The sequence below is a fragment of the Acidovorax sp. sif0632 genome, from assembly GCF_019218805.1.
Classification (GTDB): Bacteria; Pseudomonadota; Gammaproteobacteria; order Burkholderiales; family Burkholderiaceae_C; genus Acidovorax; species Acidovorax facilis.
Genome location: NZ_JAHUWW010000005.1, coordinates 65,577 through 88,048 on the forward strand (window position 1 = coordinate 65,577; position 22,472 = coordinate 88,048).

A 22,472-nucleotide genomic window follows, 5' to 3' on the forward strand; every position below is an offset into this window, starting at 1 on the left:
TGCTTGCGCTAAAAGCGTGCATTGTCCACGAGGCGCCCGGTGGCCGCCGGGCACCTCGGGGGCGGGGCGCGCCGCCCCGGCTTACGCGCCAGCCGTCGCCTCTGCCGGCCGCTCTTCTTCCGCCTGCCCCGGATACCGCGCAAACCGCCGTGCCTCGGTGCCATGCACCGGGTCCTGGTCGGGCCAAGGCCAGCCGCCGAACTGGGTGCGGCGGTAGTCGTTCATGGCCTGCATGATCTCCGCCTGCGTGTTCATCACAAACGGGCCGTACTGCGCCACGGGCTCGCCAATGGGGCGGCCCTGCAGCACCAGGCATTCGACGGCGGTGGTACCGGTGTTGGTCAGGGTCCAGTCCTCGGAGGCCCGCACCTGCAGCGCCGCGTGGCGGTCCACGTCTTGCGGGCCGACGCGCAGGCTGTCGCCCACAAAGAAGTACAGCATGCGCTGCGTGGTCTCACCCTTCGCCGCAGGCAGTGTCCATTCAGCACCGGGCTCCAGGTGCAGCGTCCAGATGGCGACGTCGCTTTCGGGCTCGGAGGCCCAGGATTCGGGCGGCGGCGACAGCGGATCGGGCGCGCCGGGCAGCGCACCGGCCACCACCGTCACCGTGGTGGCGCGGCCTGCAGCGTCGTGGTGCACCAGGCGCGGGATGCGCTCGTTCCACAGCATGGTGAAGTGCGGCGCCACCATCTTGCTCTTCGCGGGCAGGTTCAACCAGATCTGGAACAGCTCCAGAGGGTTGGGCTCCGTGGCGTTGAGCAGCGGGAACATCTCGGAATGCACGATGCCCTTGCCAGCGGTGACCCACTGCACATCGCCGCCACCAAAACGCGCGGCCGCGCCCAGCGAATCGGAATGGTCGATGAGGCCCTTGCGCACCAGCGTCACCGTCTCAAAACCCCGGTGCGGGTGGCCCGGAAAGCCCGGCACGGTGTCGCCGTGGTACATGCTCCAGCCGTCCTTGCCGCTGAAGTCGCTGCCGATCTGGCGGTCTTCAATCGGCACGGCGGGGCCGAACGCTGCGTTGCCTGCGGGGTAGGCATCGTCGTGGTGGGCGCAGAAAAGAAACGGGTCGAGCGTGGGCCACTGCGGACCTAGCAGCTGGGCGCGCACGATGGGCACCAGAGCGGTGCTTGCAGTAGCAGCAGGTGTGGGCGACGACATACGGGGGCTCCTCATGTTGTGCACCGCCACGATCGGGCGGTATGCCTGTGGAATATGGAGCCTATGGTGCCTGAGCAAAAGTGCTGTGGGTGGAACAGTGCGGTGCGGCGGGCGGGACAGTGGGGGGCTCTGCGTCTCGTGCTCTGTCAGAACAATTTAGGAAAATTCGGGTCGAGCGCTTATCTGGCAATCGCTGGTAGCTAAGGTTTTTAGCGCTCGAACGGCAGCTTGCGGCCAGACTGCCGGTGGCGGCTAGCGAAAGCTGACGTTCAACGTGAAGTGGGATGTCATGGTCGGCCTACTCATCATCAATCGCTTGCCGAAGAGTTTTGACCGCCATTCCAGACCGTGCAAAGTCATCGCCTGCTTCCGCTGGCTCCCGATATCGACGTGAAGGCGGCTCATTCTTTCGATGCACAGCCAGGGTGACGATGGCACCGATAACCGGAAGAAGCCACACCACCGCAAGTTGAGCAGCCTTCTGCTTTCCTTCCGTCAGCGAGTCATTCACTACGAGCCACGTGGCCCAAATATTGAGCCCCATCGGGATGGAAAGAACAGCAAGCGTGAGGACGAGTTCCACGACAGGTGACTTTCAACTCCAAGCTTAAGCCGCCGGTCCGCCGAAGGCGGGATGGTCGGCTTGAAGCACTTGTTGGGCATCATTGCTCTGAAGCAGCAGGTATGGAAGCCGTGCGAGAAGAAACCCTGCCCACTGTTCGATGTCAGCAACGGCGTAGTAGTTGAGCCAAATATCGATGTTTGGCTGCCAGGCTTCTGGGTTCGCTTTCTGAAGGTTAGCGATTGTGTGTTGCCACTGCTCTCCCTCCTTCCCCGGGAGTTGCGCCCACTCATAAACCTGGTGGGACGGCGGCGGGATTGGAACTCTGGCAGCAATCTGTTGGGCGATCTCAAAGCCAAGTGCTTTGTCCTCTTCGCTGAGGGTGACAAGCACTCGTGCGTCCGGACCTCCACATAAGGCCGAATCTGCCACTGCCTGCGGAACCAGATTGAGCGTGAATGAGTTCCCACCAAGGCTGCTGCCCCATTGGCTTACCAGGACCCAAAGGCACCAGTGCCCTGATGAGGCCTCACGTACGAACGCGCAGGATGAACCCGGACGCTTCTTCCAGCCATTTGCTAAAAACCAAGGGGCCAACAGTCGCCTCAGCGTGCTGTGAACGGCCCTGCTGGTCGCGTACTCAGTGATCACGATGCCCAACGTGGAGCTAAGGGGCTGCGCGCTTTTGCGCAGTCCCGCTTGAGCGCATGGTTATGCCTCCGTTATTCATCGCGGAAGCCTTCACGGGTTTTGTTCTGAAGCTTTTCATCCGCAAGGGATTGATATGCATCGCGAAGAGTGAGTAATGATTGATCTTCATTTGCCAATCTGCTCGCAATTTCAGAAAGAATCTTTTCGTACACTTTATTGTCGACACCGGCATTCTTGGCTTTATAGTGAAATTCGTGGGTCACATCTCCCCAAGCATCTTGAAGCTTTGTTCGAATTTGAATTTCACACACCATTTCCTCGTCAGTGATAACGACCTTCTCATCACTACGTTGTACGCTGTCGTAACCAACGTTGGCTGAAAGATGAATGGAGCGATAGCCGGATGGTTTGGGGTTTTTTATGTAATCCTCTACATTTCCTTTAACTTTTAGATGATTTGACGACGATATAAGCTGACGCATTCCTTCGCAATCATCGATAAACCAACACGTAACTCTTGCGCCAACTAGATCCTGAACCACCTCTGTAGGGTAGTAGAACTGTGGCCAGTCTTTTTTCTCCAGTTTTTTCAAAAAGCTTTTTAGTGTCTTTACTCGCGTGGAAATTATTACAGCTTCAGGTGGAAGATTGTTGTCAATTGTGTAGGCAAGCGCTAATTGATTAAGCCTAATATTCAGCAGCTGTCTAATTTGTTCTAAATCTTTTCCGTACCTGTCAAAAAATCTAATAGCTCTTTCTTTAAGTTCGTCGATGGTAAGTGTTTTTGAGCTTTTCATTTAACCCTCCATGTGCGAAATTATTTAGGCATAACGTTGGAGTTCAGCGGCTGCCGAAGGCAGTCCGCTGCAATGACGGGTTAGGCGTCAGCGAAGGCCTCGACAAGACAGGCGTATTGCGCCCGCTCAATTCTGGTGTATGCATGTGCTGCCTTGAGCGTTCTACGTACCTTGAAATAGCCTTCGAAGTCTTCAAGTCGTTGTCGCTTGGTGATTGAGGCGCCAGCATCGGAAACGAATCGAGTTGGACGATGCGCCTCTGCGACAACGACAAGGTAAGTTTTGACTTCGGGACACGCTGCTCGGACAGCCATCAATCGCTTTAAGTCTGCGTCGATCTGTGCTTTCGGTGCCATGGCGCGCTTGACCTCGATGATGAATTTTGCGTGAAGCTCTCTTTCTCCACGTCGCGTCTTAACTGTTTCGTAAACAACCAAGTCAGCTCGTGACCTTTCGGTAAGTAGCGACGGACGAGCGTCTTGATGAAGGAATTCACTGTATTGCTCTTCGCAGTGCAGGCTGTACTTGTCTGGAAGATTTGCGTGAATGAGGTTACATAACTCGGCAACGAAGGCCGCTTCAGCCAACGGGTAGTTGCGATACAAGCACCTGCGATGGCCTGTCCAGTAGGTAAGCCCTTGCAGGGCTCTTTCTAGCCAACTGGGCCAATCTTTCTCGGTCGTTGCCATCTGATGCCTAACGTGATGTATCCCGCAAACCTTGCGAAATAACGTGGACCTTGCGGGATATTCTGGACACGGACTCCTCCGGGAAGTCGCTTGCAGATTAGGCTTGCGGTCAGTGCGCTGTCTAAAAGCACAGGTATAAAATTTCCGCCAAACCCGGCAAACATCAATTCGGCAAACTATAGCTTGCCAGTAGACAGGCACCAGGCACTGAGACAGCGCGGTTTGGACGGCAAGCCAGCAGTCAACGGCAGCTTTGGGGTCGTTTCGTCCACCGGCTGCTTAGGGCTCTTTGCAGCCCAAAGCTGACCACGTGAGCAGCGAAACCAATTCGCATTGCGCAGCTTGCAACGAGGCATTCCGTTGCCAGCTTGCGCACTGCACCGAGAAGGCGTGCGGTGGGAGGGCGCTGCTCCGCGAAGCGGGCGCGGTCTGCGCGACGTCAACAGCTGTTCAAGCCTTCACCTCCACCACCTGCTCGAAGCCGCCGAAGATCATGCGTTTGCCATCAAAGGGCATGGGAGGGTTGCCGGGTTGGGACGGGTCCATGCGCGGGTCTTCCATCATCTTCTTCATGCCCGCGTCGCGCGTGGCTTTGTCGGGCCATTCGACCCACGAAAAGGCCACCGTCTCCTCGGCCGTGGCCTGGACCGCGCGGCGGAAATCGGTGACTTTGCCGTCGGGGACGTCGTCGCCCCAACCTTCGATCACACGGATCGCGCCCAGCTCGATGAACATCGCGTCGAAATGGCGCGCGTGCTCAATGAACTTCTGCTTGTTGGCGGTGGGAACCGCGATCACGAAACCATCGATGTAGGACATAGCTTGACTCCTGTGAGGTTGACCAAGGAATGCGCCCGCCTGTGGGCGCCAGGTATTCGTTCGGCGAACGCGGACCGGAGCCCGCCCCCATCACTTGCGCCGGTACGTTGCCTGCATCATCTGCGACCAGCTGCCATCCGGCTGCAGCCCGAACGATGTCAAGGTGCGTTCGTTTGCGCTCACCAGCGTGATCACGTCGCGGTAGCGGGCGGTCTTGCCGTCGTCCTTGAAGCTGGGGCCTTCGGTCTCCAGCGTCAGCACCTTCTGGCCGGCATCGAGCGTGCCTTCGTACACGAACATGTGGGTCATCATCGAGCCCACCCAGGTGCCGCGAAACACGCTCTTCTCGGGGTCGTAGCCCAGCGTCATCAGCATGTGGGCTTCGCCCCCGCCGGGCATGGTGCCCGTGCCTTCGCACAGCACCCACAGGTCGCCCAGGGCGCGCACATGCTCGGAGCCGGTGGATTGCTCTTGAGCGGGGGCGCCGGACTCGCCGGGTGGAGCGTCGCAGTTGGCGTCGCTGGTCCAGTCGCCAATCAGCTGCTGCAGCCAGCGGTGCATGGCGTGGGGTTCGGCATTCATCATTTCGGTCTCCTTGGTGGTTGGGGTTTGGCAATTCAGTCAGCTTGGGGGTCGATCCCGTCAATCACGGTCTGGCGCCCCGAGCGGAAAGTAGTGGCGGTAGGGGCGGCCGCCCTCCACGGCTTGCGCAAATGAGGGTCGCGCCAGCAGTCGCGCGCGGTAGGCGCGCAGCAGGGGGTAGCTGGCGGCAATGGGGTGCGTCCAATCGGCATAGAACAGCGCGGGCGCCGCTGCGCAGTCGGCCATCGTGAAGCCGTCGCCCGCAGCCCAGGTGCGGCGGGCCCATTCGCCTTCCAGCCATGCATAGGCCTTCTCCAGCTTGTCAGCGGCCCAGGCCACGCCGTCAACGCGCTTGGCGGGGTCGCCAGTCAACGCAGCGTTCACCGCGTGCTGGACGGGCGCCATCACGTGCAGGTCAAAGAACCGGTCCATGAACCGCACCTGCAACGCCGCTGCAGGGTCGGCCGGTATCAGCTGCACAGGCCCCGGGTGGGCCATCTGCAGGTGCTCGATCACGATGCTGCTCTCCACCACCGTGTGATCGCCATCCACCAGAAGCGGAAACTTTGCCAACGGCCAGCGGCGCAGCCATTCGGGCGCATGGTTGCCCGGCGCAGCGGGGTCGAGATTGCGCAATTCAAAGGGAGTCCCGTTTTCATACAGCGCGGTCAGCACCTTCTGGGTGTACGACGAGAAAGGGTGTCCATAGAGGGCAAGCATGGCCGTACCTGTGTTGGAGCTCTGGTGCGCTTCGCTCATTCGGGCGCCACCACCATCCACGGCACGCCAAAGCGGTCGGCCACCATGCCGAAGGCCTGCGAGAAGAAGGTCTTGGCCAGCGGCATCTGCACCTGGCCACCGTCGGCCAGCGCATTGAACAGGCGCTGGGCCTCCGCTTCGCTCGCGGGGCTCAGCGCCAGCGAGATGCCCTGGAAGCTGGCCTTGCCCGACCCCATGCCGTCCGATGCCATCAGCGTCGTCTCGCCCACGGTGAATTCGGCGTGCATGACCATCTCGGGCGTGGGGCCTGGGCCGCTGCCGTCGGCGCAACCCTGTCCTGCAGCGGGCTCGGGGTTGTCCTTGTAGCGCATGAGGGTGCCGACCTTGGCGCCCAGGGGGCTGCGGTAGAAGTCCAGCGCTTCCTCGCAACGGCCTTCAAACATCAGGTAGGACTCGACTTTCATGGGGTCTCCTTGCAAACCAGGCCGTTCATCGCATGAAGGCCTGGGAGGGTCATAAAAAAGAAAGTGTTCACCTCATTGTGAACACCGTCCACAAACAATAGCAAAGATAATGGACAGTGTCCACATCCAAGTCCGCCATGCCCGTAACCAATCGCAACGCCCCTGCCGCCAGCACTGCCAAGACTGCCACCGCAGGCCCCGCCCCGCGCGCCACCTACCGCCATGGCGACCTGCGGCGCGCGCTGCTGGACGCCGGTGTCGAGCTGGCCCGACAGGGTGGCCCCGACGCTGTGGTACTGCGCGAGGCCACACGCCGCGCGGGGGTGGCGCCCAACGCGGCCTATCGCCACTTTGCCAACCGCGACGATTTGCTGGCCGCCGTGCGCGCCGCCGCCGTGGCCGCTGCCGCGCACTTCATGGAGGCCGAACTGGCCCAGGTACCCTCCACCGGCACCCGCACCGAACAGGCCCACGCCAAGGTGCGCGCCGTGGGCGCAGGCTACATGCGGTTTGCGCATGCCGAAACGGGCCTGTTCCGCACCGCGTTCGGAGGCCGCTTCACCGTGCAGACCCATCCCGACCCGGCCATGGGCGGCGCCACGGGCCTCAATCCTTTTCAGCACCTGAGCGCCGCGCTGGATGACCTGGTCACCGCTGGCGCCCTGCCACCCGAGCGCCGCCCCGGCGCGGAGTACCTGGCATGGTCCACCGTGCACGGTATGGCGCTGCTCAGCATCGACGGGCCACTGCGCGGCACGCCGCAGCCCCTGCTGGACGGGCTGGGGCAGCGGCTGCTGGACATGGTGGAGCGGGGGATTTAGACCCGCGCCGGATGGCAGGTGCAGTGCCCACGCCGCCACAGGCCTGCAAGATGTGCGCCCTGCACAGCCTGGCGCCACGCCCACTGCGCGTACACCGTCGCGCGGGTGCCAAAAAACCCGCTCAGCAACACGCTGGGTGTGTGGTTCACCACTTCATGCCACCAGCGCGCGGGCACATAGAGCACGTCCCCGGGCTCCAGGTCCGCCACCCAGGCGTCGCCTGCAACAACACCTCGGTCCACCACGGCATCAGCATTCAGTGACGCCAGGGCCGCCCAGCGGTCATGCTTGGCGGCAACGGCACCCAGCCGCTCCACCGCCCCGGGGCGCAGCAGATAAAAGCGCTTGCGCCCCACCAGTTGCACGGCAAGGTTGTCGAGGTAGTCGTGGTGCAAGCCCGTTCTGGCCTCTGCGGGGCCGATCCAGGTCTGGGCATCGTGCAGTGCCCCCGGCGGAAACAGCTCCTGCGGACGCACATCGGCGCGCAGCGTGGGAAAGGCACCCAGAAGGTTGAACTCCTTGAGGTACAGCGGCGCCTCACCGGCGGTGGCGGGGCCTTGCAGGGACTGGAGATAAGCGCCCAGAGTGGAAGGCTGGAACACGGTGGCGCCCAGCTCGCGGTTGCCCTGCACCAGCCGCACGGGCAGGTCGGGGGCCAGCGCCCCCAGGCGCTCCCAGGTCCACTGCGCCACTGCAGGCCAATGGGCCGCGCGCTGGCGCAACACACAGGGCTCGCGGCGGCCGACGGCCTCTGCCACGGAAGCTACCTGCGCGCCCAACGGCTCCCACGCGCTTTCATGGTCTGCCATCACAGCACCCTGGCCATGCAGCGTTGCATCCCCCGCAACCAGGGCAGCGGCACATGGCGCCACAGCGGCGCCAGGGACGACAACGGGATGCGCCCCCGCACCACCACCCCGTAGTCCAGCGACGCGGCATGCGGAAAGTAGTCTGGCTTGCAGGCCACGATGGTCTTGAAGCCCTTTTGCCAGTAGTAGCGCAGCTGCGGGTCTTGCGGCATGCCCCGGCGGGTGGCGTAGACGTACGACTCCACCGGGGCATGGGTCTCGCTCCTGCGCCAGCGGGCCAAGCCCGGCACGGGCGAGCCCAGGTAAATCTGGCGCCAGCCAGCCTTCAGCGCACGCGGCCAGAAGAACGCAAAGATCGCCTCCACCCCTTGCGGGCTGACGCTGCTCAGACTGATGCCAAACAGGTCACGGCTGGGCTGTGCCCCGTCCTGGCTTCCAACCTCCGCGCAATCGGCCCAGGTGCGGGCGCCTTGCAACTGTGCCGCTGAAATGGGCTTGAGGAACAGCGAGGCCAGCGCCTCGCCCGTGCGCGGGCAGAACGCCCCCATGCACAGCTGCGGGTGGGCCGCGATGCGTTGCGCCATGGCCTGCGCGCTGGCGGCCTGGTCGTCGCTCCACTTCCGGTGCTCCAGCACCAGCAGGCGGGGAATGTCGCGGGCCTTCAGCGGGCGCACTTCGATGCGGGTCTTCTCTGCGTTTCGGCCCGCGTGCGGCGCAGGCACCAGGCGGTGCAGCGGCAGCCCGTAGCCCAGCCACCCCACCGCCATGCGGGCCAGGCCCATGCCCTGCCGCAGCACAAACTCCGCCGCAGACCGGACACCACCACCCCAGGTCAACCGGCACTGCGCGCGATCGGTCTGAAAGAAGTCCCAGGTGTGGCGCGCCACATCGCCCAGCAATATCAGGGACGCCAGCACATACAGCCCCAATCGGCGCCCATAGCCCACCTGGCCCACCTCATTGAGAAGGCGCAGCGCCACGCCATGGTGCGCCACCTCTTCTTCGCAGTGCCAGCGCCACAGGCTGGACTGGCGGCACGCGTTGTGAACCAGCCAGCCCTCGCCGCGCAGTGCCTGACGCGAGATCAGCGCCGTCAGGTATTCCAGCGCCGCCGCCAGGGCCAGGCGCTCCTTCCAGGCCAGGGCCTGCTCCAGGCCCTGCACGGCGCGCTCGATGCGCGCCTCCAGGGCCACGGCGTTGTAGCCCTGGGCCGCCAACTGCGTGTTGTACAAGCGGTGCGCGCGCTGGTGGGCGCGCTCCTCGCGCACGAACTGGGCCACCTCTTCCTGCAAAGGTGCCCCTTCGGGCAGGCGCGTGGCAGCGTCTTCCATCGCCCGGATCACAAACTGCTCCCCCGAGGGCAGCAGCAGCGAAAACGCATTGAACAAATACGAACGAAAGGGGGTCTGGTTCCAGAACCGCTCGGACGCCCCCGACACCACCATCACTGTTTGCATCACCGCAGGCCATTGTTAAAGCCTGTCGAAGGTAGTGGGGGTACGTGTCGCGCATGTGACACCACCAACACCACCCAACCGGCGGGGCGGCTGCAGTGGCAGGGCACGGTCTGCGGTGAAGTGCCTGCTCAGTTTTAGAAGATTTTTAGGCCCTAGCGCTTCTCTACATTGCGCAAACAGCTGCAAATTTAATAGCAATTCCCTGCAACCCAGATCACGGCATTCCATACAGGCGCGCCGTGGCCACCACCCGCTCCATGAGCGCGCGGCGCAACGCCACAGGCCGCAGCACCTCCACCTGCGGAGACAGCCGCATGAGTTGGCCGCAGGCGTGTTCCACCGACTCCATGGGAATGGTGACGGCCACGCGCCCGTCCTTGCGGCGGGGCGGCGGGGCCGCAGCCACCGCGCGGGCCACGGCGCTGCTGAGCGCGCGCAGGCCCTTGAGCCCGGCCGGTGTGGCCAGCAACGCCGCCTCGCCGGTGTAGATCCCTGCTTCAAAACGCTGGATCGACTGCGCCCAATAGCTGGCCAGGTCAAACCGCGCCGGGCGGCGCACGGGTGTGGCCAGCGCCGTGGCAGCCCGGATGTTCGACACGCGGTAGGTGCGCGGTCCGCCTTCTGTCGTACCCGCAGGCCCTGCCACCAGGTACCAGACACCCGCCTTGAGCACCAGCCCCAGCGGGCTCACCGTGCGCTCCACCGTGTCAGCCCAGCTCTCGTAGCGCATCGCGATCTGGTGACCGCTCCACACCGCAGCGGCCACGGTGGGCAGGTGGGGCGTGGGGTCGCTCTCGCGGTACCAGTCCACCGGGTCCAGGTGCAGGCGGGTGCTCACGCGCTGGGCGTCTTCGCGCCACGAAGCGGGCAGCGACGACAAAAGCTTCAGCCGCGCGCCCTCCACATCGCCGCCCAGCCCCAGGTCCTGCGCGGGGCCGGGCAGGCCGCTCAAGAACACGGCCTGCGCCTCGGAAGGCGTGAGCCCGGTGAGCGTGGTCTTCCAGCCTGGCAGCAGCGCAAAGCCACCGTTGCGCCCACGCTCGGCATAGATGGGCACACCGGCCGCACTGAGCTGGTCCACATCGCGGTACAGCGTGCGCACGGAGACCTCCAGCGCCTCGGCCAGCGCCTGCGCACTCATGCGGCCCTGGGTTTCGAGCAGCATTTGAAGGGAAAGCAGGCGGCTGGCGCGCATGGGCAGGCGGTTGTGCGGGGTAACTGGGGGTAATCGGGCAAAGACAAAAGATAGCGCAAATACCTGCCATGGGTTGGCAGGTATTGCGGCGCAGACTCCGATCCTGACCTTGTCTTACCCCCGCAAACCCGGAGCCCGCATGCCCACCGCCGACCACCACCCCATCGTCGAACTGCGCCAATACACCCTGCACCCAGGGCAGCGCGACGCACTGATCGACCTCTTCGACCGCGAGTTCGTTGAAACACAGGAGGCCCATGGCATGCGCGTGCTGGGCCAGTTCCGCGACCTCGATCAGCCCGACCTGTTTGTCTGGCTGCGCGGCTTTGCCGACATGGACGTACGCCGCCGCGCGCTCGAAGCCTTCTACGGCGGCCCCGTGTGGGCGGCGCACCGCGCTGCCGCCAACGCCACCATGATCGACTCTGACAACGTGCTGCTGCTACGCCCCGCGTGGCCCGGGGCGGCGTCCACGTTGCCGCAACACGCCCGGCCCGCGCCGGGCGCCACAGGCACTGCGGCGGGTGTGCTGGACGCCACCGTGTTCTATCTGCACGAGCCCGCCACCCCGGCCTTGCTGGACTATTGCCGCCACCGCATGGCCCCCACGCTGCAGCGCGGCGGCGCGCGCCAGGTGGCGTGGTACAGCACCGAAGCCAGCCCCAACACCTTTCCCCGCCTGCCGGTGCGCGCGGGCGAGCATGTGCTGCTGGGGCTGGCGCTGTTTGGCGATGCAGCGGCGCTGCAGTCCTTTGCCAACAGCGGCGCCTGGGCGCAGGACGTAGCCCCGGGCCTTGCCCCCTGGCTGGCCCGGGCGCCCGAGACGCACCGGCTGCAGCCCACAGCGCGCTCGGCGTTGCATGCCTGATCGCAAAGGAGAAGAGCCCATGTCCACACCCGCCTCCCTGCTGCTGTACGGCGCCGCAGGTTCCGGCCACTCGTACAAGGTTCGGTCGCTGCTTTTACTGACTGCCACCCCGCACCGCTACCAGCCGATTGCGCTCGATACGCCCCGGGTCGAGCGCCCCGCGGACTTTGTGGCAGCCAGCCACTTCGGTGAAGTGCCGGTCCTCGTCGATGGCGGCACCGCCTATTGCCAATGCAATGCCATCCTGCTCCATCTGGCGCAGCGCACCCGCGCGTTCTGTGGCGCTGCGGCGGAAGGGAGCGCCATCCTGGAATGGCTTTTCTGGGAGACGAACCGCATTGGCTTCAGCGTGCCCAACCTGCGCTTTGCGCTGCGCTGGGCGCCCCAGCCTGCCGAGGTTCTGGCGTACCTGCGTGAACGCGCCGTCACAGACTTGGCCACGCTGAACGAAACACTCGCAAGCTCGGAGTTCCTGGTGCCTTCCGGCCCCAGCATCGCAGACCTCGCCTGCTCGGCCTATCTCTTCTGGCTGCCCGAGGCGGGCCTGGCCGAAGAGGACTTCCCCCATGTGTCGCGCTGGCTGGACTCCCTGCGCGCGCTGCCCGGCTGGGTTCATCCCAACGAGGCCATGGCGTCGCCCTGATCGTCGTTCTGATCCGTCTCCCCTCACGCAACCCCATCACCGAACACCATGCAAGACAACACCCCAACCACCGGCCACCACGCCGCCCGCGACTTCGACTTCCTCATGGGCTCCTGGCACATCCGCAACACGCGCCTGGTGCACCGGCTTCAGGGCTGCAACGACTGGGAGGTGTTCGACGCCACCGGCAGCGCGCGGCCGCTGCCCGGCGGCATCGGCAACTACGACGACTTCATCCCCGCCACCTGGAAGCCCGGCTTTGTGGGCATGGCGCTGCGCGTGTTCAGCCCTGAGGCACAGCGCTGGAGCATCTACTGGCTGGACAACACCACCGGCGGCGTGGACGCGGCCACCGGGCTGCTGCATCCGCCCGTGGTGGGCGGGTTTCGCGATGGCATGGGCATCTTCGAAGGCCAGGAGAACTTCGAGGGCCGCCCCGTGCATGTGCGCTTCGAGTGGTCGCAGATGCACACCGGCGCACCGCGCTGGCAGCAGGCTTTTTCGGACGACGGTGGGGCCACCTGGGAAGTCAACTGGGTGATGGAGTTTGCGCGGCCGGTGTGAGGCCCTGCACACCGTTGCAGGGGTGGGCGGCTGGCACGGCATCCGCCATTCCATCCAACCACACCATCGCCACTGATTGAGATCAAAAATAGCCTCCAGCGCTTATCCCATAAGCACTAACAGCTATCAAATCAGGAGCTTCTATCCAGCAGGCAGCGCCTGGACCTCCTCACGCTCGTGCACCGGAAAATCCGTGGACGCCGCTACGGCCCGCCACTGCGCGGTCTCTTGCGCCACGAAGGCATGCGTATCGGCAATGGTCTGCAGCGTGTCGGTGCCCAGTGGCAGGCGCAGCGGCGGTGTGCGGCTGGCCACCAGCTTCATCACGGCCTGGGCCAGGCGCACGGGGTCGCCAGGCTGGTTCAGGTTGATGCGGCGCGCAGCCTCGCGCACGGCGCCCGCGCTGGCGGCGTAGTCGTCCAGCACACGTGGCGCCACGGCCAGCGAGGCACCATCAAGGAACTCGGTGCGGAAGTACCCGGGCTGCACCGCCGTGGCATGGATGCCCAGCGGTGCCAGCTCGGCATGCAGCGCCTCGGTCAGGCCTTCCACCGCGAACTTGGTGGCGCAGTACACGCCAAAACCGGCACTGGAGCGCACGCCACCCAGCGACGAGATGTTGATCACATGCCCTGCTCGGCGCGCGCGCATGGCGGGCAGCACGGCCCGGGTCACATGCAGCAGGCCGAACACGTTGGTGTCGAACAGTCGCAGCACTTCGTCGGCGGTGGATTCCTCGACAGCGCCCAGCAGGCCGTAGCCCGCGTTGTTGACCAGCACGTCGATGCGGCCAAAGCGCTCCAGCGCGGCGCCCACTGCGTGGCGGGCCTGGGCTTCGTCGGTCACGTCGAGCGCCACCGGCAACAGTGCGTCGCTGGGGCCCAGGCGCCTTTCAATCGACGCGGCATCGCGGGCCGTGGCGACCACGGCGTCGCCCTGGGCGAGCGCCGCCTCGGCAATGCGGGCGCCAATGCCGCGCGAGGCGCCGGTAATCATCCAGACGCGGGGGAAGGAGGAAGGGAGAGCAGTCGAAGCCGTCATGGCGGAAGTCCTTGAAAGGGATTGAAAGCGGGGTTCTGGCAAACGCAGCACGCTGAGATGCAAAGGCGCGGCCATGGAGGTGAACTGTAGGCAGACCATTGCCATCGCACTAGCCCATAATTGCTGACTTCATTCACAAGTAAAACTTGTCAATACCTAGGAACGGACACCATGGCCATCAATGAACTGCGTGCCATTGCCACGTTTGCCAAAGCCGCCGAACTGGGCAGCCTGCGGCAGGCGGCCTCGGCCCAGGGCATCACCCCGCAGGCTGCCAGCCTGGCGCTGGGGCAGCTCGAATCGCACCTGGGCGTGCGGCTGTTCCACCGCACCACGCGCAGCCTGAGCCTGACCGAGGAGGGGCGCCAGTTTCTGGAGGCCGCGCTGCCGGGCCTCGCGACCCTGCAGCGGGCGGTACACGGCGCGCGGCGCGGGCGCGAGGAGATTGCGGGGCCGCTGCGCATCGTGGCACCACGCTCCATCATGCTGGAGGTGGTCTGGCCCGTGCTCGACGTGTTCTGCCGCCGCTACCCGCTCGTGGAGCCCGATGTGCAGCTGGACGACCGCATCGGCAACTGGGTGGAGGACCGGGTGGACGTGGGTTTCCGCTCGGGCTACCCGCCCGAGGGCGGCGTGATTGCGCGGCGCCTGATGGCGCTACAGCTGGTGGTGTGCGCCACGCCGGACTACCTGGCCCGCCATGGCACCCCCACCCGCATCGAAGACCTGGCGCAGCACCGCTGCAGCGGGTTTCGCCACCCCACCACCGGCAAGCCCATGCCGTGGGAGTTTCAGGTGGGCGATGACATCGTGGCCCATGCCATACCGCCAGCGTTCTGCGTCAACGACATCGAGCTGGAAGCGCGCGCGGTGCTGGGGGGCCACGCCATCGGCCAGCTTGTCGGCGTGACGGCGGCGCCACTGGTGCGCAGCGGGCAACTGGTGCCCGTGCTGACCGAATTCGTGCCCCAGCATTTGGGCCTGTATGTGTACTACGGCAGCCGGGCAGCGCAGCCGGCCCGCGCGCGCGCCTTCATCGATCTGGCAGTGGAGATGCTGGCCGACAACCGGGCGTTCGGACTGAGCGTGCAGGAGCTGCGGGGCCCAGCTCCAAAGCCCCGGCGGCGCAAAGCATCGGCCACCTGAACGGGCGCAGGCCGCCGATGGCTGCCGTGTGCGCCCGCCGCGTCGGCGCACAGCGTTTTCGCCCGTGAAAGAGGCGATTGCGGGTCATTTGGCAAACAGTCCGTTGCGGAGAAGGGTATTTATCGGTGTGGTCGCACGCCCTACAGTGACTTGACTGCCCGAGAGGGCGGAAGCAACGCACCGGATTCACCCATGACCACCTTCTCTGCCACGGTCCAGACACACATCAAGGCCTCCCCGGCACTGGCGTTCCAGCACATCGCGCCCATTGACCCGCGCGCCCTGTTCACCGGCTACGGGCCTTTGCCCGCAGTGATCGGAACGCGCGACCAGACGGGCGCCTGGGACACGCCGGGGCAGACGCGCACCGTGGCGCTGTCCGACGGCAGCGTGGCCGAAGAAAGGCTCAAGCACTACCACCCGGCGCAGTACTTCAGCTACACCGTCAGCGGCTTCACCGGGGCACTGCGCTGGTTGGCCACCGGGGCCAATGGGGCCTGGTGGTTTGACCCGCAGGCGGGTGGCACGCAGACCACGGTGCGCTGGCGCCACGCGTTTCATCCCCGCTCCAAATGGGCCGCGCCGGTGCTCTGGCTGCTGGCCAACGTGCTGTGGCGCGGCTACATGCGCAAGGCGCTGCGGCTGGCCAAGATGCAGATAGAGACCCCACTGCGTGCGCCCGGAGGCCCAGCGATTTCAGCCTGAGGCGGCCCTCATCCGACCCGACGACTACCCACCACGGCTCAGTTGCTTTTGGCTTCGAAGAATGGAGTGCCCTGAATGGCCGACGGGCTGACGGTAAACGTTCTCAGGGGCTCCAGGGGCGGGGTCTCGCCTTGCTTCGGCGCAGGGCGCGGGGCGCCAGGATTCAGAGCGGGGGCTATGCAACCCGTGCGCACCGTTTGCACCACTTCAGGGTCCAGCGCCCGGCGTTTGCCCAGGCGGCTGCCCGACAGAAACAGCATGTCTCCTTTCAGCTCGGCCCGCTGGCTCATCAGCGGCAAGGCCTGCAGCGGATCAAACCCCACACGCACTGAATTGGCACCGTCCAGCCGGTACTGCACCACCTTCACGACCGCTGGCTTGCCCGGGGCTTCCTCCACCACGTCGCCCAAGTAGAAGTAGCGCACGGCCTCTGCAGGCAGTGGGGGCAGCGGGTAGTTTTCAGACCAGCTGCTGTGGTCCGGGCCAAACAGCGGGCGCAGCGTGGCCGGGGCCTTGTCATCCGCCGACACCGCAAACACCGGCGCGCGGGCACTGGACAGCGTGGGGCCGTGGAAGTCGAACTCCACCATGGCGCCCAGCGCTGCCACCTTGCGGGCGTAGGCCGGGAACAAGGTCTGGTCCTGCCGCACCTGCTGTAGCCGGACTCCGCTGCCTTCCGCCTTCCAGCGGCCCGCCATCAGCATGTCCAGCACCCCGCCCGTCACCGCAAAACAAAAGGTGTTGTCGTCCAGCAGCGCCAGTTGCGTGATGGTGTCCACGGAACGCCCCCGGTATTCGCCCACATAGCCCGACTCGGCGGGCGTGGCGGCGTGCAGGGAGACGCTGACCGTCAGCGCGGCCAACGCTGCTGCAGGGGCGCAGGCATTGCGCAAAGTGCGGAGGGTGAGGTTCACAAAAGGGTCCCAGGTGGAAGGGTGGGCCACTATATCGCCCTGGGCGCAACCCGCGCGCGCAACGCCACCCACCAGCACAAAGCCCAAAGAGCCCCGAGCTACCTTGGCTCAGGCAGCAAACCCGCCATCGATGAGCAGGCTGGCCCCGGTCACCATCCCCGACTCCGGCCCCGCCAGATAGGCCACCATGCCCGCGATCTCGTCGGGGTGGGCATGGCGGCCGAGCGCCATCATGCCGTGCATGTTGCTGGCCAACGGGCCATCGGCGGGGTTCATGTCGGTGTTGACCGGGCCGGGTTGCACGTTGTTCACCGTGATGCCACGCGGCCCCAGGTCGCGCGCCAGCCCCTTGGTGAGGCCCACGATGGCGGCCTTGCTCATGCCATAGACGCTGAAGCCTGCCCATGGCACACGGTCGGAGTTGGTGCTGCCGATGGTGATGACGCGGCCATAGGCACCGCCCTGGCCCATGTGGCGCACGGCAGCCTGCGTGGCCACAAACACCGCGCGCACGTTCACGTTGAGCGTGTGGTCGAAATCGGCGAGGGCAAAGCTGTCGATCTCGCCCGCCACCGCCACGCCGGCGTTGTTGACGAGGATGTCGAGGCGGCCCAGCGTGCGCGCGGCCGTGTCGATGGCTTGCGTGAGGGCGGCGGCGTCTGCACTGTCGGCACGCAGCGCCAGGGCCTTGCCTCCGGCAGCTTCAATAACCGCCACCAGCGTCTGCGCGGGGGCCTCGGAGCTGCTGTAGGTGAAGGCCACGGCCGCTCCGTCGCGCGCCAGGCGCTGGACGATGGCGGCGCCGATGCCACGCGCGCCGCCGGTGACAAAGGCCACCTTGCCCGCCAACAGGCGTGACGCGCTGGCAGGCAGCGTGGTGGGGGCGGATGTATCGGGCACAGAAGACATGGTGTTTTTCCTCAAAAATCAAGTGGTTGAAAGGTTCTTCACGGAACCAGGAACACCTGCAGTTTCAGAAAAACATTGCTTTGCGGGTAGCCAGGAATGGGCTGGATCTATTTCAACCTGCAGTTGAAAATGCAAACCATGCAACCCCTGAGCCACCTCGAATCGTTCGTCAAATCCGCCGAGTGCGGCAGCTTCTCGGCCGCCGCGCGGCTCATGGGCCTGACGCCTGCCGCCGTGAGCAAGAACGTGGCGCGTCTGGAAGCAGGCCTGGGCGTGCGGCTGTTCCAGCGCAGCACGCGGCGCCTCACGCTCACCGAAGGCGGGCAGCGCCTGCTGGCGCAGATCAGCCCGCCGCTGACCGCGCTGGCCGATGCGGTGGACCACGCGGCCGAGGCCGAGCAGCAGCCTGCGGGCACGCTCAAGGTGAGCATGGGCCTGGCGTTTGGCCGTGCCTACATCGTGCCGCTGCTCACCGAGTTTTTGCAGCGCTACCCGGCCATCCAGCCCGACTGGCGCTTTGAGAACCGCCAGGTGGATCTGATCGGCGAGGGCTTTGACGCCGGCATTGGCGGCGGCCTGAACCTGAACCCCGACATGGTGGCGCGCACGCTGGGGCCGATCCACCTGGTGGTGGTGGCCGCCCCCGCGCTGCTGCAGGGCCGCAAGGCGCCGCGCCACCCGGCAGACCTGGCGCAGTGGGACGGCATTGCGCGCCGCGCCATCCGCACGGGGCGCGTGCCGGTGACCACGCTGCGCAACAAGGCGGGCGACGCTGCAGCGGCGGTGTTCCGCCCCCGCATCGTGTTCGACGACCCCGAGGCCATGTGCCAGGCCGCGCTGATGGGCCTGGGCCTGGCCGTGCTGCCCATGCCGTTTGCGCAGCCCTGGCTGGCGCGCGGCGACCTGGTGCGGGTGCTGCCGGGCTGGTGGGCGGATGCAGGGCCGACATCGCTGTACTACCCCAGCAAAAAGCTGCTGCCAGCGCGCACGCGGGTGTTTGTGGATTTTGTGGTGGAGCAGTTCGCGCTGCGCGGGTTTGCGCAGCGGGTGCGGGGCGATTGAGCGCAAGCCCCTGCGCGAGACTGACCTGCGCAACCTGCGCCACTCTCGGCCCAGCCCTGGTGGGAGAGGGCGGGGAGAGGGAGAACAAGCGCGGCGCCCCCGAAGCCCCGTCTCCCCCACCCGCTCCCGCGAGGGGAAAGGGAGTTAACCCCGGCGCTGCGGCGATGGAAGGCGGCCGTGCCCAGCGGGCGTCATGGCTGCTTGCCCACAAACGCCACGGTGAGCCCCTTGGCCGTCACGGTGATGGGCCCCGGCTGCAATCCCAGGCCGTCGAAAATGGCGGTGTCCTGCGGGCGCAGCTGGTGCAAGGTGACTTCGCGCAGGGATTGTTCGGCCAGCACGGGGGCATAGGCATTGATCAGTTCGGTGACGGCCGGTTTGAGCGTGGGGAAATCCAGCCGCCCCAGCCTGATCTGGTGGGCGCGCAGCGTGCGGTCACTGGCTTCATAGCGCAACGCAAACTCCACATCGAACGTGCCCGCGTGGCTGCGCCGCAGCGCAGCGCCCGCCGCGTCCACCGCCATGACGGCGCCCAGGCGATTGACCTCAGGCAGCAGGCGCAGGCGCGGGGGTTGCAGGGTGAGATCGAACAGGCCTTGCACCGGCACACTGCGCGGGAACTTCGTGGCCACCATCTCCTGCAGCTGCGCGAGCGGCACGGTGTAGCTGGGCTGGGCCCACGCGGCACGCCCTGCCAGCAGCAAAGCGGCGGCGCCCAGGGCCAGGCCGCTGCCGGTGGTTCTCAGAAATCGTCTGCGGTGCAGCATGAGGCTATCTCCTTGATAGGCCTGTGTGACACGCACGAGATGAAAAGGTGCCCCATTTGTGGGCCATGGCTGTGTATCCGTTCGCACAGCCCTGCAAGCCGTTCGCAGCCATGGGTTGGAACCCAAAATGACCGCTGGCGCTTATCCAACAAGCGCTGACCTCTCTCCATGGAGATGCGATTGCTTATCGCCCCACCACCGACCAGCCTGCCTTCTGGTTGCCCTTGTCGTTCTCATACTCCCACGCCGTGCCGCAGCGGTCGCACACATAGCGGGTGATGGTGACGGAGCCCGTCTCGCGGTCTTCCTTGCGGTTGCCGCGCTGCACCAGCTCGGCGTGGCCCGGCGCCTTGCGCCAGTTGCGCTGGATGCCCTGGCAGGGCTCGCACAGCGCCATGGGTTTGAGTTCGTTCTGTCGGGCCAGGTCTTTGGTCATGGGGTGTCAGCCGTCGTGGGCCGGTGTGGGTGGGTTTGTCTGCTGCGGGGCGGCTACTGTAAGGCACCTGCGGGTGCAAAGACACAGCGTGATGGCTGAATCACATGCCAAATTGGCATCTAGCGCTTGATGGGCAAGCGCAACCAGCTATCAAATTAGGAGTCACTCCTTCAGCGCCTTGGCCATGCGCGCGTTGTGCAGCACCACGCCCGCGCGCTCCACCTGCTGGCGCGATTCCACCGCGAAGCCCTGCGCGGCAAAAAATGGCTCGGCGGTCAGGCTCACGTGGGCGTTCAAGTGGGTGATGCCGCGCTGCGCCGCCTGCGCATGGAGGTGTGCCATCAGCGCCCGGGCCACGCCCTGGCCTGCAAACGCCGGGGCCACAAAAAACATGTCGATGGTGCCGCTGGCCTGCAGATCGGCAAACCCAGCTATCGCCCCGCCGTCTATTGCTTGCGCGATGAAGGGCTGGTTGGCCCGCATGCGCTCGGCCCATTGCGCGGCGTCGTGCTCCAACGGCGCCCAGGCGGCCAGCTGTTCGCCGGTGTAGTCCTTGCAAGCCAGGCCATGCACCGAGGCATGAAAAACGGCGCGCAACGCGGGTTCGTCGCCAGGGCAGAAGTTGCGGATGTGGAAGGAAGGCATGGCGAGCGAACTGCAGAGAAAAAAGGGGCGCGATGGTGCCACAGCGCAGCGCGGTGAAGAAATCTCAGCCCGCCGCCATGCGCAGCCTGCGCGCTGCATCTTCATCGCGTGCGTCGTCAATCTCGCGCAGCACGGCCTGCATGTCCACATCGGCATGCGTGGGCGCATAGATGCCGGTGAGCGGCGTCTCGTTGCTCAGCAGGCCGCTCTGGTACAGGCTCCAGATCTCGGGGCCGTATTGGGTGGCGCGCAGCTCGGGGGCAAACTGGCCGAAGAAGTCGCGCAGGTTGGCCACGTCGCGCAGCAGCATGCGCTGGGCGTGGTTGTTGCCCGCAGCGTCCACGGCCTGGGGCAGGTCGATGATGACGGGGCCATCGTGGCCGGCTTCTCCACCTTCTGCGCCCGGCAGGTGGGCCAGCAGGATGTTGAACTCCGACAAGTCACCATGCACCACGCCCGCACACAGCATGCGCACCACCTCGGCCACCAGCGTGGCGTGGTGGGTGCGCGCGTCTTCGGGCGTAAAGCTCACATCGTTCAGGCGCGGGGCGGCGTCACCGTGGGCGTCGGTCACCAGCTCCATGAGCAGCACGCCGTCATGAAAGTTGTAGGGCTGCGGCACGCGCACGCCGGCAGCGGCCAGGCGGTAGAGCGCATCGACCTCGGCACTTTGCCATGCGGCCTCTTGCTCTTGCCGGCCAAACTTGCTGCCCTTGGCCATGGCGCGGGCCGAGCGTGAGTTCTTGACCTTGCGGTTTTCGGTGTAGTCCACCGCCTGCCGAAAGCTGCGGTTGTTGGCCTCTTTGTAGATCTTGGCGCAGCGCGTTTCATCACCACAGCGCACCACATAGACCATGGCCTCCTTGCCGCTCATGAGCTGCCGGACCACGGTGTCGATCAGGCCTTCCTCAATGAGGGACTGCAGGCGGGGGGGAGCTTTCATCGGGTCAGTGCGGTAGAGGGGGAATGGTCCATTGTCGTTGCAAGGCCACAAGAGCACGGCGTGCCCAGGGCCTTGAACGACAATCCGACGGCTTTTCAGTGTGATGACGGGCCGCCCCCAGGCACGCCGCCGTTCCACCGCCTTCTCTTTTTCTTGCGCCGTACCAGGCGCTGCCGCCCGGAGACACCCCCATGCCCTTCACCATTGCGCTCCCCGCCACCGCCCCGCGCGCTGCTGTGTTGGCGGGGCTTCTGATCGGGGGCGTTGCGGTTTCGCAGCCTGCGGCGGCTGCCGGGTTCCGCCAGGGTGCCTATGCGGACTCCTTGGGCAGCACCGCCGTGGTGTGCGTGACAGCGCAGCACATGGCCAGCCTGACGGCCCGCGCCTGGAAGAACGCCATGCAGCAGCGCGGCATGGACTGCACGGTCAGCGAGTCTGACCAACCCATGCCCGGCCATGAGACCTGGAAGGCCCGCTGCGTCGCCCCTGCCCAGGCCGCAGGCGCCAGCGCCGCGCACCTGTACCAGTTCACCGTGCACGCCGATGGCGAACAGCTTGTCATCGACAGTGGCATGCAGACCTCGGCGGGTCGGCAGACGATGAAGAAGGCCTTTTTCGGCACCTACCAGGGGGCGTGTGCGCCCGGCACCCCGCCCCTGGACGTGTGGGCCTACCTGGATGGCACGCACGGCATGGCGACACCTGCGCAGGCCGATGCACGCAAGGCGGTCGCCATCGACCTGATCCGCTGCGGCAATGTGTTCAACGGCCTGTCGCTGAGCGTGGCAAAAGCCCGGCAAGAAGGCATGCGCGCCGCTGCGGCGGCCATGCTGGAAGCAGCGGTGGAGCTGCACCCGGGCGAGGGCGACTTCCACATCGACGCGCTCAAGAAATCGGCGCCCGAGGTGTCGGCCGAACTGGTTGGTACGTCGGCAGAAAAGAAGTTTGCGCTGTACCAGACCTGCAGCCCGTATCTGGAACCAGATGGCGTCACCAAGGCGGTACAAAGCCGCGTGGCTGCGGGTGCCACCCCACGCTAGCGGGGTGTTGCACGCTATCCGGCACGTAGAACGGCGATTCGTTCGCAACTGCCGCACCC

27 protein-coding genes are annotated in these 22,472 nt (G+C 65.5%); 8 read left to right on the top strand and 19 right to left on the bottom strand.

What is annotated here, in order from left to right:
- Window positions 1-81: 81 nt before the first annotated feature.
- The 9 genes from KW832_RS16440 to KW832_RS16480 all read right to left on the bottom strand — a co-directional run bounded on the left by KW832_RS16440 (window position 82) and on the right by KW832_RS16480 (window position 6,448).
- Window positions 82-1,164 carry a pirin family protein gene (locus tag KW832_RS16440; RefSeq protein ID WP_218300904.1) on the bottom strand — a complete coding sequence of 361 codons (1,083 nt, stop codon included), beginning with the start codon at window positions 1,162-1,164 and terminating at the stop codon, window positions 82-84.
- A 298-nt stretch (window positions 1,165-1,462) separates the two neighbouring features.
- Window positions 1,463-1,747, bottom strand: coding sequence for a hypothetical protein (locus KW832_RS16445; protein WP_218300903.1), 285 nt, complete (start codon window positions 1,745-1,747; stop codon window positions 1,463-1,465).
- A 24-nt stretch (window positions 1,748-1,771) separates the two neighbouring features.
- Window positions 1,772-2,119, bottom strand: a complete 348-nt coding sequence (locus KW832_RS16450) for a hypothetical protein (protein ID WP_218300902.1) — start codon at window positions 2,117-2,119, stop codon at window positions 1,772-1,774.
- Between the two features lie 329 nt (window positions 2,120-2,448).
- Window positions 2,449-3,174, bottom strand: coding sequence for a GTP pyrophosphokinase family protein (locus KW832_RS16455; protein WP_218300901.1), 726 nt, complete (start codon window positions 3,172-3,174; stop codon window positions 2,449-2,451).
- A gap of 80 nt (window positions 3,175-3,254) precedes the next feature.
- Window positions 3,255-3,863 carry a hypothetical protein gene (locus KW832_RS16460; protein ID WP_218300900.1) on the bottom strand — a complete coding sequence of 203 codons (609 nt, stop codon included), beginning with the start codon at window positions 3,861-3,863 and terminating at the stop codon, window positions 3,255-3,257.
- Window positions 3,864-4,313: 450 nt separating this feature from the next.
- Window positions 4,314-4,682, bottom strand: a complete 369-nt coding sequence (locus KW832_RS16465; protein ID WP_055397674.1) for a DUF1428 domain-containing protein — start codon at window positions 4,680-4,682, stop codon at window positions 4,314-4,316.
- A 90-nt stretch (window positions 4,683-4,772) separates the two neighbouring features.
- Complete coding sequence (locus KW832_RS16470; RefSeq protein WP_218300899.1) at window positions 4,773-5,267, bottom strand: DUF1579 domain-containing protein; 495 nt, start codon at window positions 5,265-5,267, stop codon at window positions 4,773-4,775.
- 57 nt (window positions 5,268-5,324) lie between these two features.
- Window positions 5,325-5,984 carry a glutathione S-transferase family protein gene (locus KW832_RS16475; RefSeq protein WP_121508929.1) on the bottom strand — a complete coding sequence of 220 codons (660 nt, stop codon included), beginning with the start codon at window positions 5,982-5,984 and terminating at the stop codon, window positions 5,325-5,327.
- 35 nt (window positions 5,985-6,019) lie between these two features.
- Window positions 6,020-6,448, bottom strand: a complete 429-nt coding sequence (locus KW832_RS16480; protein ID WP_218300898.1) for a VOC family protein — start codon at window positions 6,446-6,448, stop codon at window positions 6,020-6,022.
- A 137-nt stretch (window positions 6,449-6,585) separates the two neighbouring features.
- Between KW832_RS16480 and KW832_RS16485 the strand changes: the two genes are divergently transcribed.
- Window positions 6,586-7,269 carry a TetR/AcrR family transcriptional regulator gene (locus KW832_RS16485; RefSeq protein WP_218300897.1) on the top strand — a complete coding sequence of 228 codons (684 nt, stop codon included), beginning with the start codon at window positions 6,586-6,588 and terminating at the stop codon, window positions 7,267-7,269.
- On the opposite strand, the gene KW832_RS16490 is transcribed toward KW832_RS16485, so the two are convergent.
- From KW832_RS16490 to KW832_RS16500, 3 genes are all read right to left on the bottom strand, one after another.
- Window positions 7,266-8,078, bottom strand: coding sequence for a cupin-like domain-containing protein (locus KW832_RS16490; RefSeq protein ID WP_218300896.1), 813 nt, complete (start codon window positions 8,076-8,078; stop codon window positions 7,266-7,268). The two genes, KW832_RS16485 and KW832_RS16490, sit on opposite strands and share 4 nt — an antisense overlap.
- Entirely contained in the window at window positions 8,078-9,535 is a 1,458-nt protein-coding gene (locus tag KW832_RS16495) for a metal-dependent hydrolase (protein WP_218300895.1), read from the bottom strand. The genes KW832_RS16490 and KW832_RS16495 overlap by 1 nt, the downstream gene beginning before the upstream one ends.
- Before the next feature lie 214 nt (window positions 9,536-9,749).
- Window positions 9,750-10,700: a YafY family protein gene (locus KW832_RS16500; RefSeq protein ID WP_255577796.1), complete on the bottom strand. Its 951-nt coding sequence runs from the start codon at window positions 10,698-10,700 to the stop codon at window positions 9,750-9,752.
- A 169-nt stretch (window positions 10,701-10,869) separates the two neighbouring features.
- Here KW832_RS16500 and KW832_RS16505 point away from each other — a divergent pair, with 169 nt between their 5' ends.
- Genes KW832_RS16505 through KW832_RS16515 form a run of 3 tightly spaced genes read left to right on the top strand, consistent with a single transcriptional unit; the run spans window position 10,870 to window position 12,805 of the window.
- Window positions 10,870-11,598 carry an NIPSNAP family protein gene (locus KW832_RS16505; protein WP_218300893.1) on the top strand — a complete coding sequence of 243 codons (729 nt, stop codon included), beginning with the start codon at window positions 10,870-10,872 and terminating at the stop codon, window positions 11,596-11,598.
- Between the two features lie 19 nt (window positions 11,599-11,617).
- Window positions 11,618-12,241 (top strand): glutathione S-transferase family protein, encoded by a 624-nt coding sequence (locus tag KW832_RS16510; protein WP_218300892.1) that lies wholly within the window; start codon window positions 11,618-11,620, stop codon window positions 12,239-12,241.
- A 48-nt stretch (window positions 12,242-12,289) separates the two neighbouring features.
- Window positions 12,290-12,805 carry a hypothetical protein gene (locus KW832_RS16515; protein WP_218300891.1) on the top strand — a complete coding sequence of 172 codons (516 nt, stop codon included), beginning with the start codon at window positions 12,290-12,292 and terminating at the stop codon, window positions 12,803-12,805.
- Between the two features lie 141 nt (window positions 12,806-12,946).
- On the opposite strand, the gene KW832_RS16520 is transcribed toward KW832_RS16515, so the two are convergent.
- Window positions 12,947-13,846 carry an oxidoreductase gene (locus KW832_RS16520; protein WP_218300890.1) on the bottom strand — a complete coding sequence of 300 codons (900 nt, stop codon included), beginning with the start codon at window positions 13,844-13,846 and terminating at the stop codon, window positions 12,947-12,949.
- Window positions 13,847-14,017: 171 nt separating this feature from the next.
- Between KW832_RS16520 and KW832_RS16525 the strand changes: the two genes are divergently transcribed.
- Both KW832_RS16525 and KW832_RS16530 read left to right on the top strand, forming a co-directional pair.
- A complete protein-coding gene (locus KW832_RS16525) occupies window positions 14,018-14,992 on the top strand; it encodes a LysR family transcriptional regulator (protein ID WP_218300889.1) in 975 nt (324 codons plus the stop codon).
- Between the two features lie 192 nt (window positions 14,993-15,184).
- A complete protein-coding gene (locus KW832_RS16530) occupies window positions 15,185-15,697 on the top strand; it encodes an SRPBCC family protein (RefSeq protein WP_055401106.1) in 513 nt (170 codons plus the stop codon).
- A gap of 38 nt (window positions 15,698-15,735) precedes the next feature.
- Here the strand turns inward: KW832_RS16530 and KW832_RS16535 are convergent, their stop codons facing one another.
- A complete protein-coding gene (locus tag KW832_RS16535; RefSeq protein ID WP_370628737.1) occupies window positions 15,736-16,611 on the bottom strand; it encodes a hypothetical protein in 876 nt (291 codons plus the stop codon).
- Between the two features lie 108 nt (window positions 16,612-16,719).
- Window positions 16,720-17,520, bottom strand: coding sequence for an SDR family oxidoreductase (locus KW832_RS16540; RefSeq protein ID WP_055401108.1), 801 nt, complete (start codon window positions 17,518-17,520; stop codon window positions 16,720-16,722).
- A 138-nt stretch (window positions 17,521-17,658) separates the two neighbouring features.
- On the opposite strand from KW832_RS16540, the gene KW832_RS16545 reads away from it, so the two are divergent.
- The gene (locus KW832_RS16545) at window positions 17,659-18,582 is read left to right on the top strand and encodes a LysR family transcriptional regulator (protein ID WP_218300972.1); all 924 of its coding nucleotides are present in this window, start codon (window positions 17,659-17,661) and stop codon (window positions 18,580-18,582) included.
- 191 nt (window positions 18,583-18,773) lie between these two features.
- Here the strand turns inward: KW832_RS16545 and KW832_RS16550 are convergent, their stop codons facing one another.
- The 4 genes from KW832_RS16550 to KW832_RS16565 all read right to left on the bottom strand — a co-directional run bounded on the left by KW832_RS16550 (window position 18,774) and on the right by KW832_RS16565 (window position 21,373).
- Complete coding sequence (locus tag KW832_RS16550) at window positions 18,774-19,349, bottom strand: DUF1439 domain-containing protein (protein ID WP_218300888.1); 576 nt, start codon at window positions 19,347-19,349, stop codon at window positions 18,774-18,776.
- Window positions 19,350-19,533: 184 nt separating this feature from the next.
- Window positions 19,534-19,785 (bottom strand): hypothetical protein, encoded by a 252-nt coding sequence (locus tag KW832_RS16555; protein WP_055401112.1) that lies wholly within the window; start codon window positions 19,783-19,785, stop codon window positions 19,534-19,536.
- Between the two features lie 162 nt (window positions 19,786-19,947).
- Window positions 19,948-20,430, bottom strand: coding sequence for a GNAT family N-acetyltransferase (locus KW832_RS16560; protein ID WP_218300887.1), 483 nt, complete (start codon window positions 20,428-20,430; stop codon window positions 19,948-19,950).
- Between the two features lie 64 nt (window positions 20,431-20,494).
- Window positions 20,495-21,373 (bottom strand): PA4780 family RIO1-like protein kinase, encoded by an 879-nt coding sequence (locus KW832_RS16565; RefSeq protein ID WP_055401116.1) that lies wholly within the window; start codon window positions 21,371-21,373, stop codon window positions 20,495-20,497.
- A gap of 191 nt (window positions 21,374-21,564) precedes the next feature.
- On the opposite strand from KW832_RS16565, the gene KW832_RS16570 reads away from it, so the two are divergent.
- Window positions 21,565-22,413: a hypothetical protein gene (locus tag KW832_RS16570; protein ID WP_218300886.1), complete on the top strand. Its 849-nt coding sequence runs from the start codon at window positions 21,565-21,567 to the stop codon at window positions 22,411-22,413.
- Window positions 22,414-22,472: the final 59 nt, after the last annotated feature.

What these genes read in the sequence shown, in the direction of transcription:
- KW832_RS16500 (WP_255577796.1), bottom strand. Translation starts at nt 10,700, where the DNA reads ATGCTGCTCGAAACCCAGGGCCGCATGAGTGCGCAGGCGCTGGCCGAG.
- KW832_RS16545 (WP_218300972.1), top strand. Translation starts at nt 17,659, where the DNA reads ATGCAACCCCTGAGCCACCTCGAATCGTTCGTCAAATCCGCCGAGTGC.
- KW832_RS16550 (WP_218300888.1), bottom strand. Translation starts at nt 19,349, where the DNA reads ATGCTGCACCGCAGACGATTTCTGAGAACCACCGGCAGCGGCCTGGCC.
- KW832_RS16490 (WP_218300896.1), bottom strand. Translation starts at nt 8,078, where the DNA reads ATGGCAGACCATGAAAGCGCGTGGGAGCCGTTGGGCGCGCAGGTAGCT.
- KW832_RS16570 (WP_218300886.1), top strand. Translation starts at nt 21,565, where the DNA reads ATGCCCTTCACCATTGCGCTCCCCGCCACCGCCCCGCGCGCTGCTGTG.
- KW832_RS16505 (WP_218300893.1), top strand. Translation starts at nt 10,870, where the DNA reads ATGCCCACCGCCGACCACCACCCCATCGTCGAACTGCGCCAATACACC.
- KW832_RS16515 (WP_218300891.1), top strand. Translation starts at nt 12,290, where the DNA reads ATGCAAGACAACACCCCAACCACCGGCCACCACGCCGCCCGCGACTTC.
- KW832_RS16540 (WP_055401108.1), bottom strand. Translation starts at nt 17,520, where the DNA reads ATGTCTTCTGTGCCCGATACATCCGCCCCCACCACGCTGCCTGCCAGC.
- KW832_RS16470 (WP_218300899.1), bottom strand. Translation starts at nt 5,267, where the DNA reads ATGATGAATGCCGAACCCCACGCCATGCACCGCTGGCTGCAGCAGCTG.
- KW832_RS16530 (WP_055401106.1), top strand. Translation starts at nt 15,185, where the DNA reads ATGACCACCTTCTCTGCCACGGTCCAGACACACATCAAGGCCTCCCCG.
- KW832_RS16480 (WP_218300898.1), bottom strand. Translation starts at nt 6,448, where the DNA reads ATGAAAGTCGAGTCCTACCTGATGTTTGAAGGCCGTTGCGAGGAAGCG.
- KW832_RS16525 (WP_218300889.1), top strand. Translation starts at nt 14,018, where the DNA reads ATGGCCATCAATGAACTGCGTGCCATTGCCACGTTTGCCAAAGCCGCC.
- KW832_RS16560 (WP_218300887.1), bottom strand. Translation starts at nt 20,430, where the DNA reads ATGCCTTCCTTCCACATCCGCAACTTCTGCCCTGGCGACGAACCCGCG.
- KW832_RS16460 (WP_218300900.1), bottom strand. Translation starts at nt 3,863, where the DNA reads ATGGCAACGACCGAGAAAGATTGGCCCAGTTGGCTAGAAAGAGCCCTG.
- KW832_RS16565 (WP_055401116.1), bottom strand. Translation starts at nt 21,373, where the DNA reads ATGAAAGCTCCCCCCCGCCTGCAGTCCCTCATTGAGGAAGGCCTGATC.
- KW832_RS16455 (WP_218300901.1), bottom strand. Translation starts at nt 3,174, where the DNA reads ATGAAAAGCTCAAAAACACTTACCATCGACGAACTTAAAGAAAGAGCT.
- KW832_RS16495 (WP_218300895.1), bottom strand. Translation starts at nt 9,535, where the DNA reads ATGCAAACAGTGATGGTGGTGTCGGGGGCGTCCGAGCGGTTCTGGAAC.
- KW832_RS16520 (WP_218300890.1), bottom strand. Translation starts at nt 13,846, where the DNA reads ATGACGGCTTCGACTGCTCTCCCTTCCTCCTTCCCCCGCGTCTGGATG.
- KW832_RS16440 (WP_218300904.1), bottom strand. Translation starts at nt 1,164, where the DNA reads ATGTCGTCGCCCACACCTGCTGCTACTGCAAGCACCGCTCTGGTGCCC.
- KW832_RS16555 (WP_055401112.1), bottom strand. Translation starts at nt 19,785, where the DNA reads ATGACCAAAGACCTGGCCCGACAGAACGAACTCAAACCCATGGCGCTG.
- KW832_RS16465 (WP_055397674.1), bottom strand. Translation starts at nt 4,682, where the DNA reads ATGTCCTACATCGATGGTTTCGTGATCGCGGTTCCCACCGCCAACAAG.
- KW832_RS16485 (WP_218300897.1), top strand. Translation starts at nt 6,586, where the DNA reads ATGCCCGTAACCAATCGCAACGCCCCTGCCGCCAGCACTGCCAAGACT.
- KW832_RS16510 (WP_218300892.1), top strand. Translation starts at nt 11,618, where the DNA reads ATGTCCACACCCGCCTCCCTGCTGCTGTACGGCGCCGCAGGTTCCGGC.
- KW832_RS16475 (WP_121508929.1), bottom strand. Translation starts at nt 5,984, where the DNA reads ATGCTTGCCCTCTATGGACACCCTTTCTCGTCGTACACCCAGAAGGTG.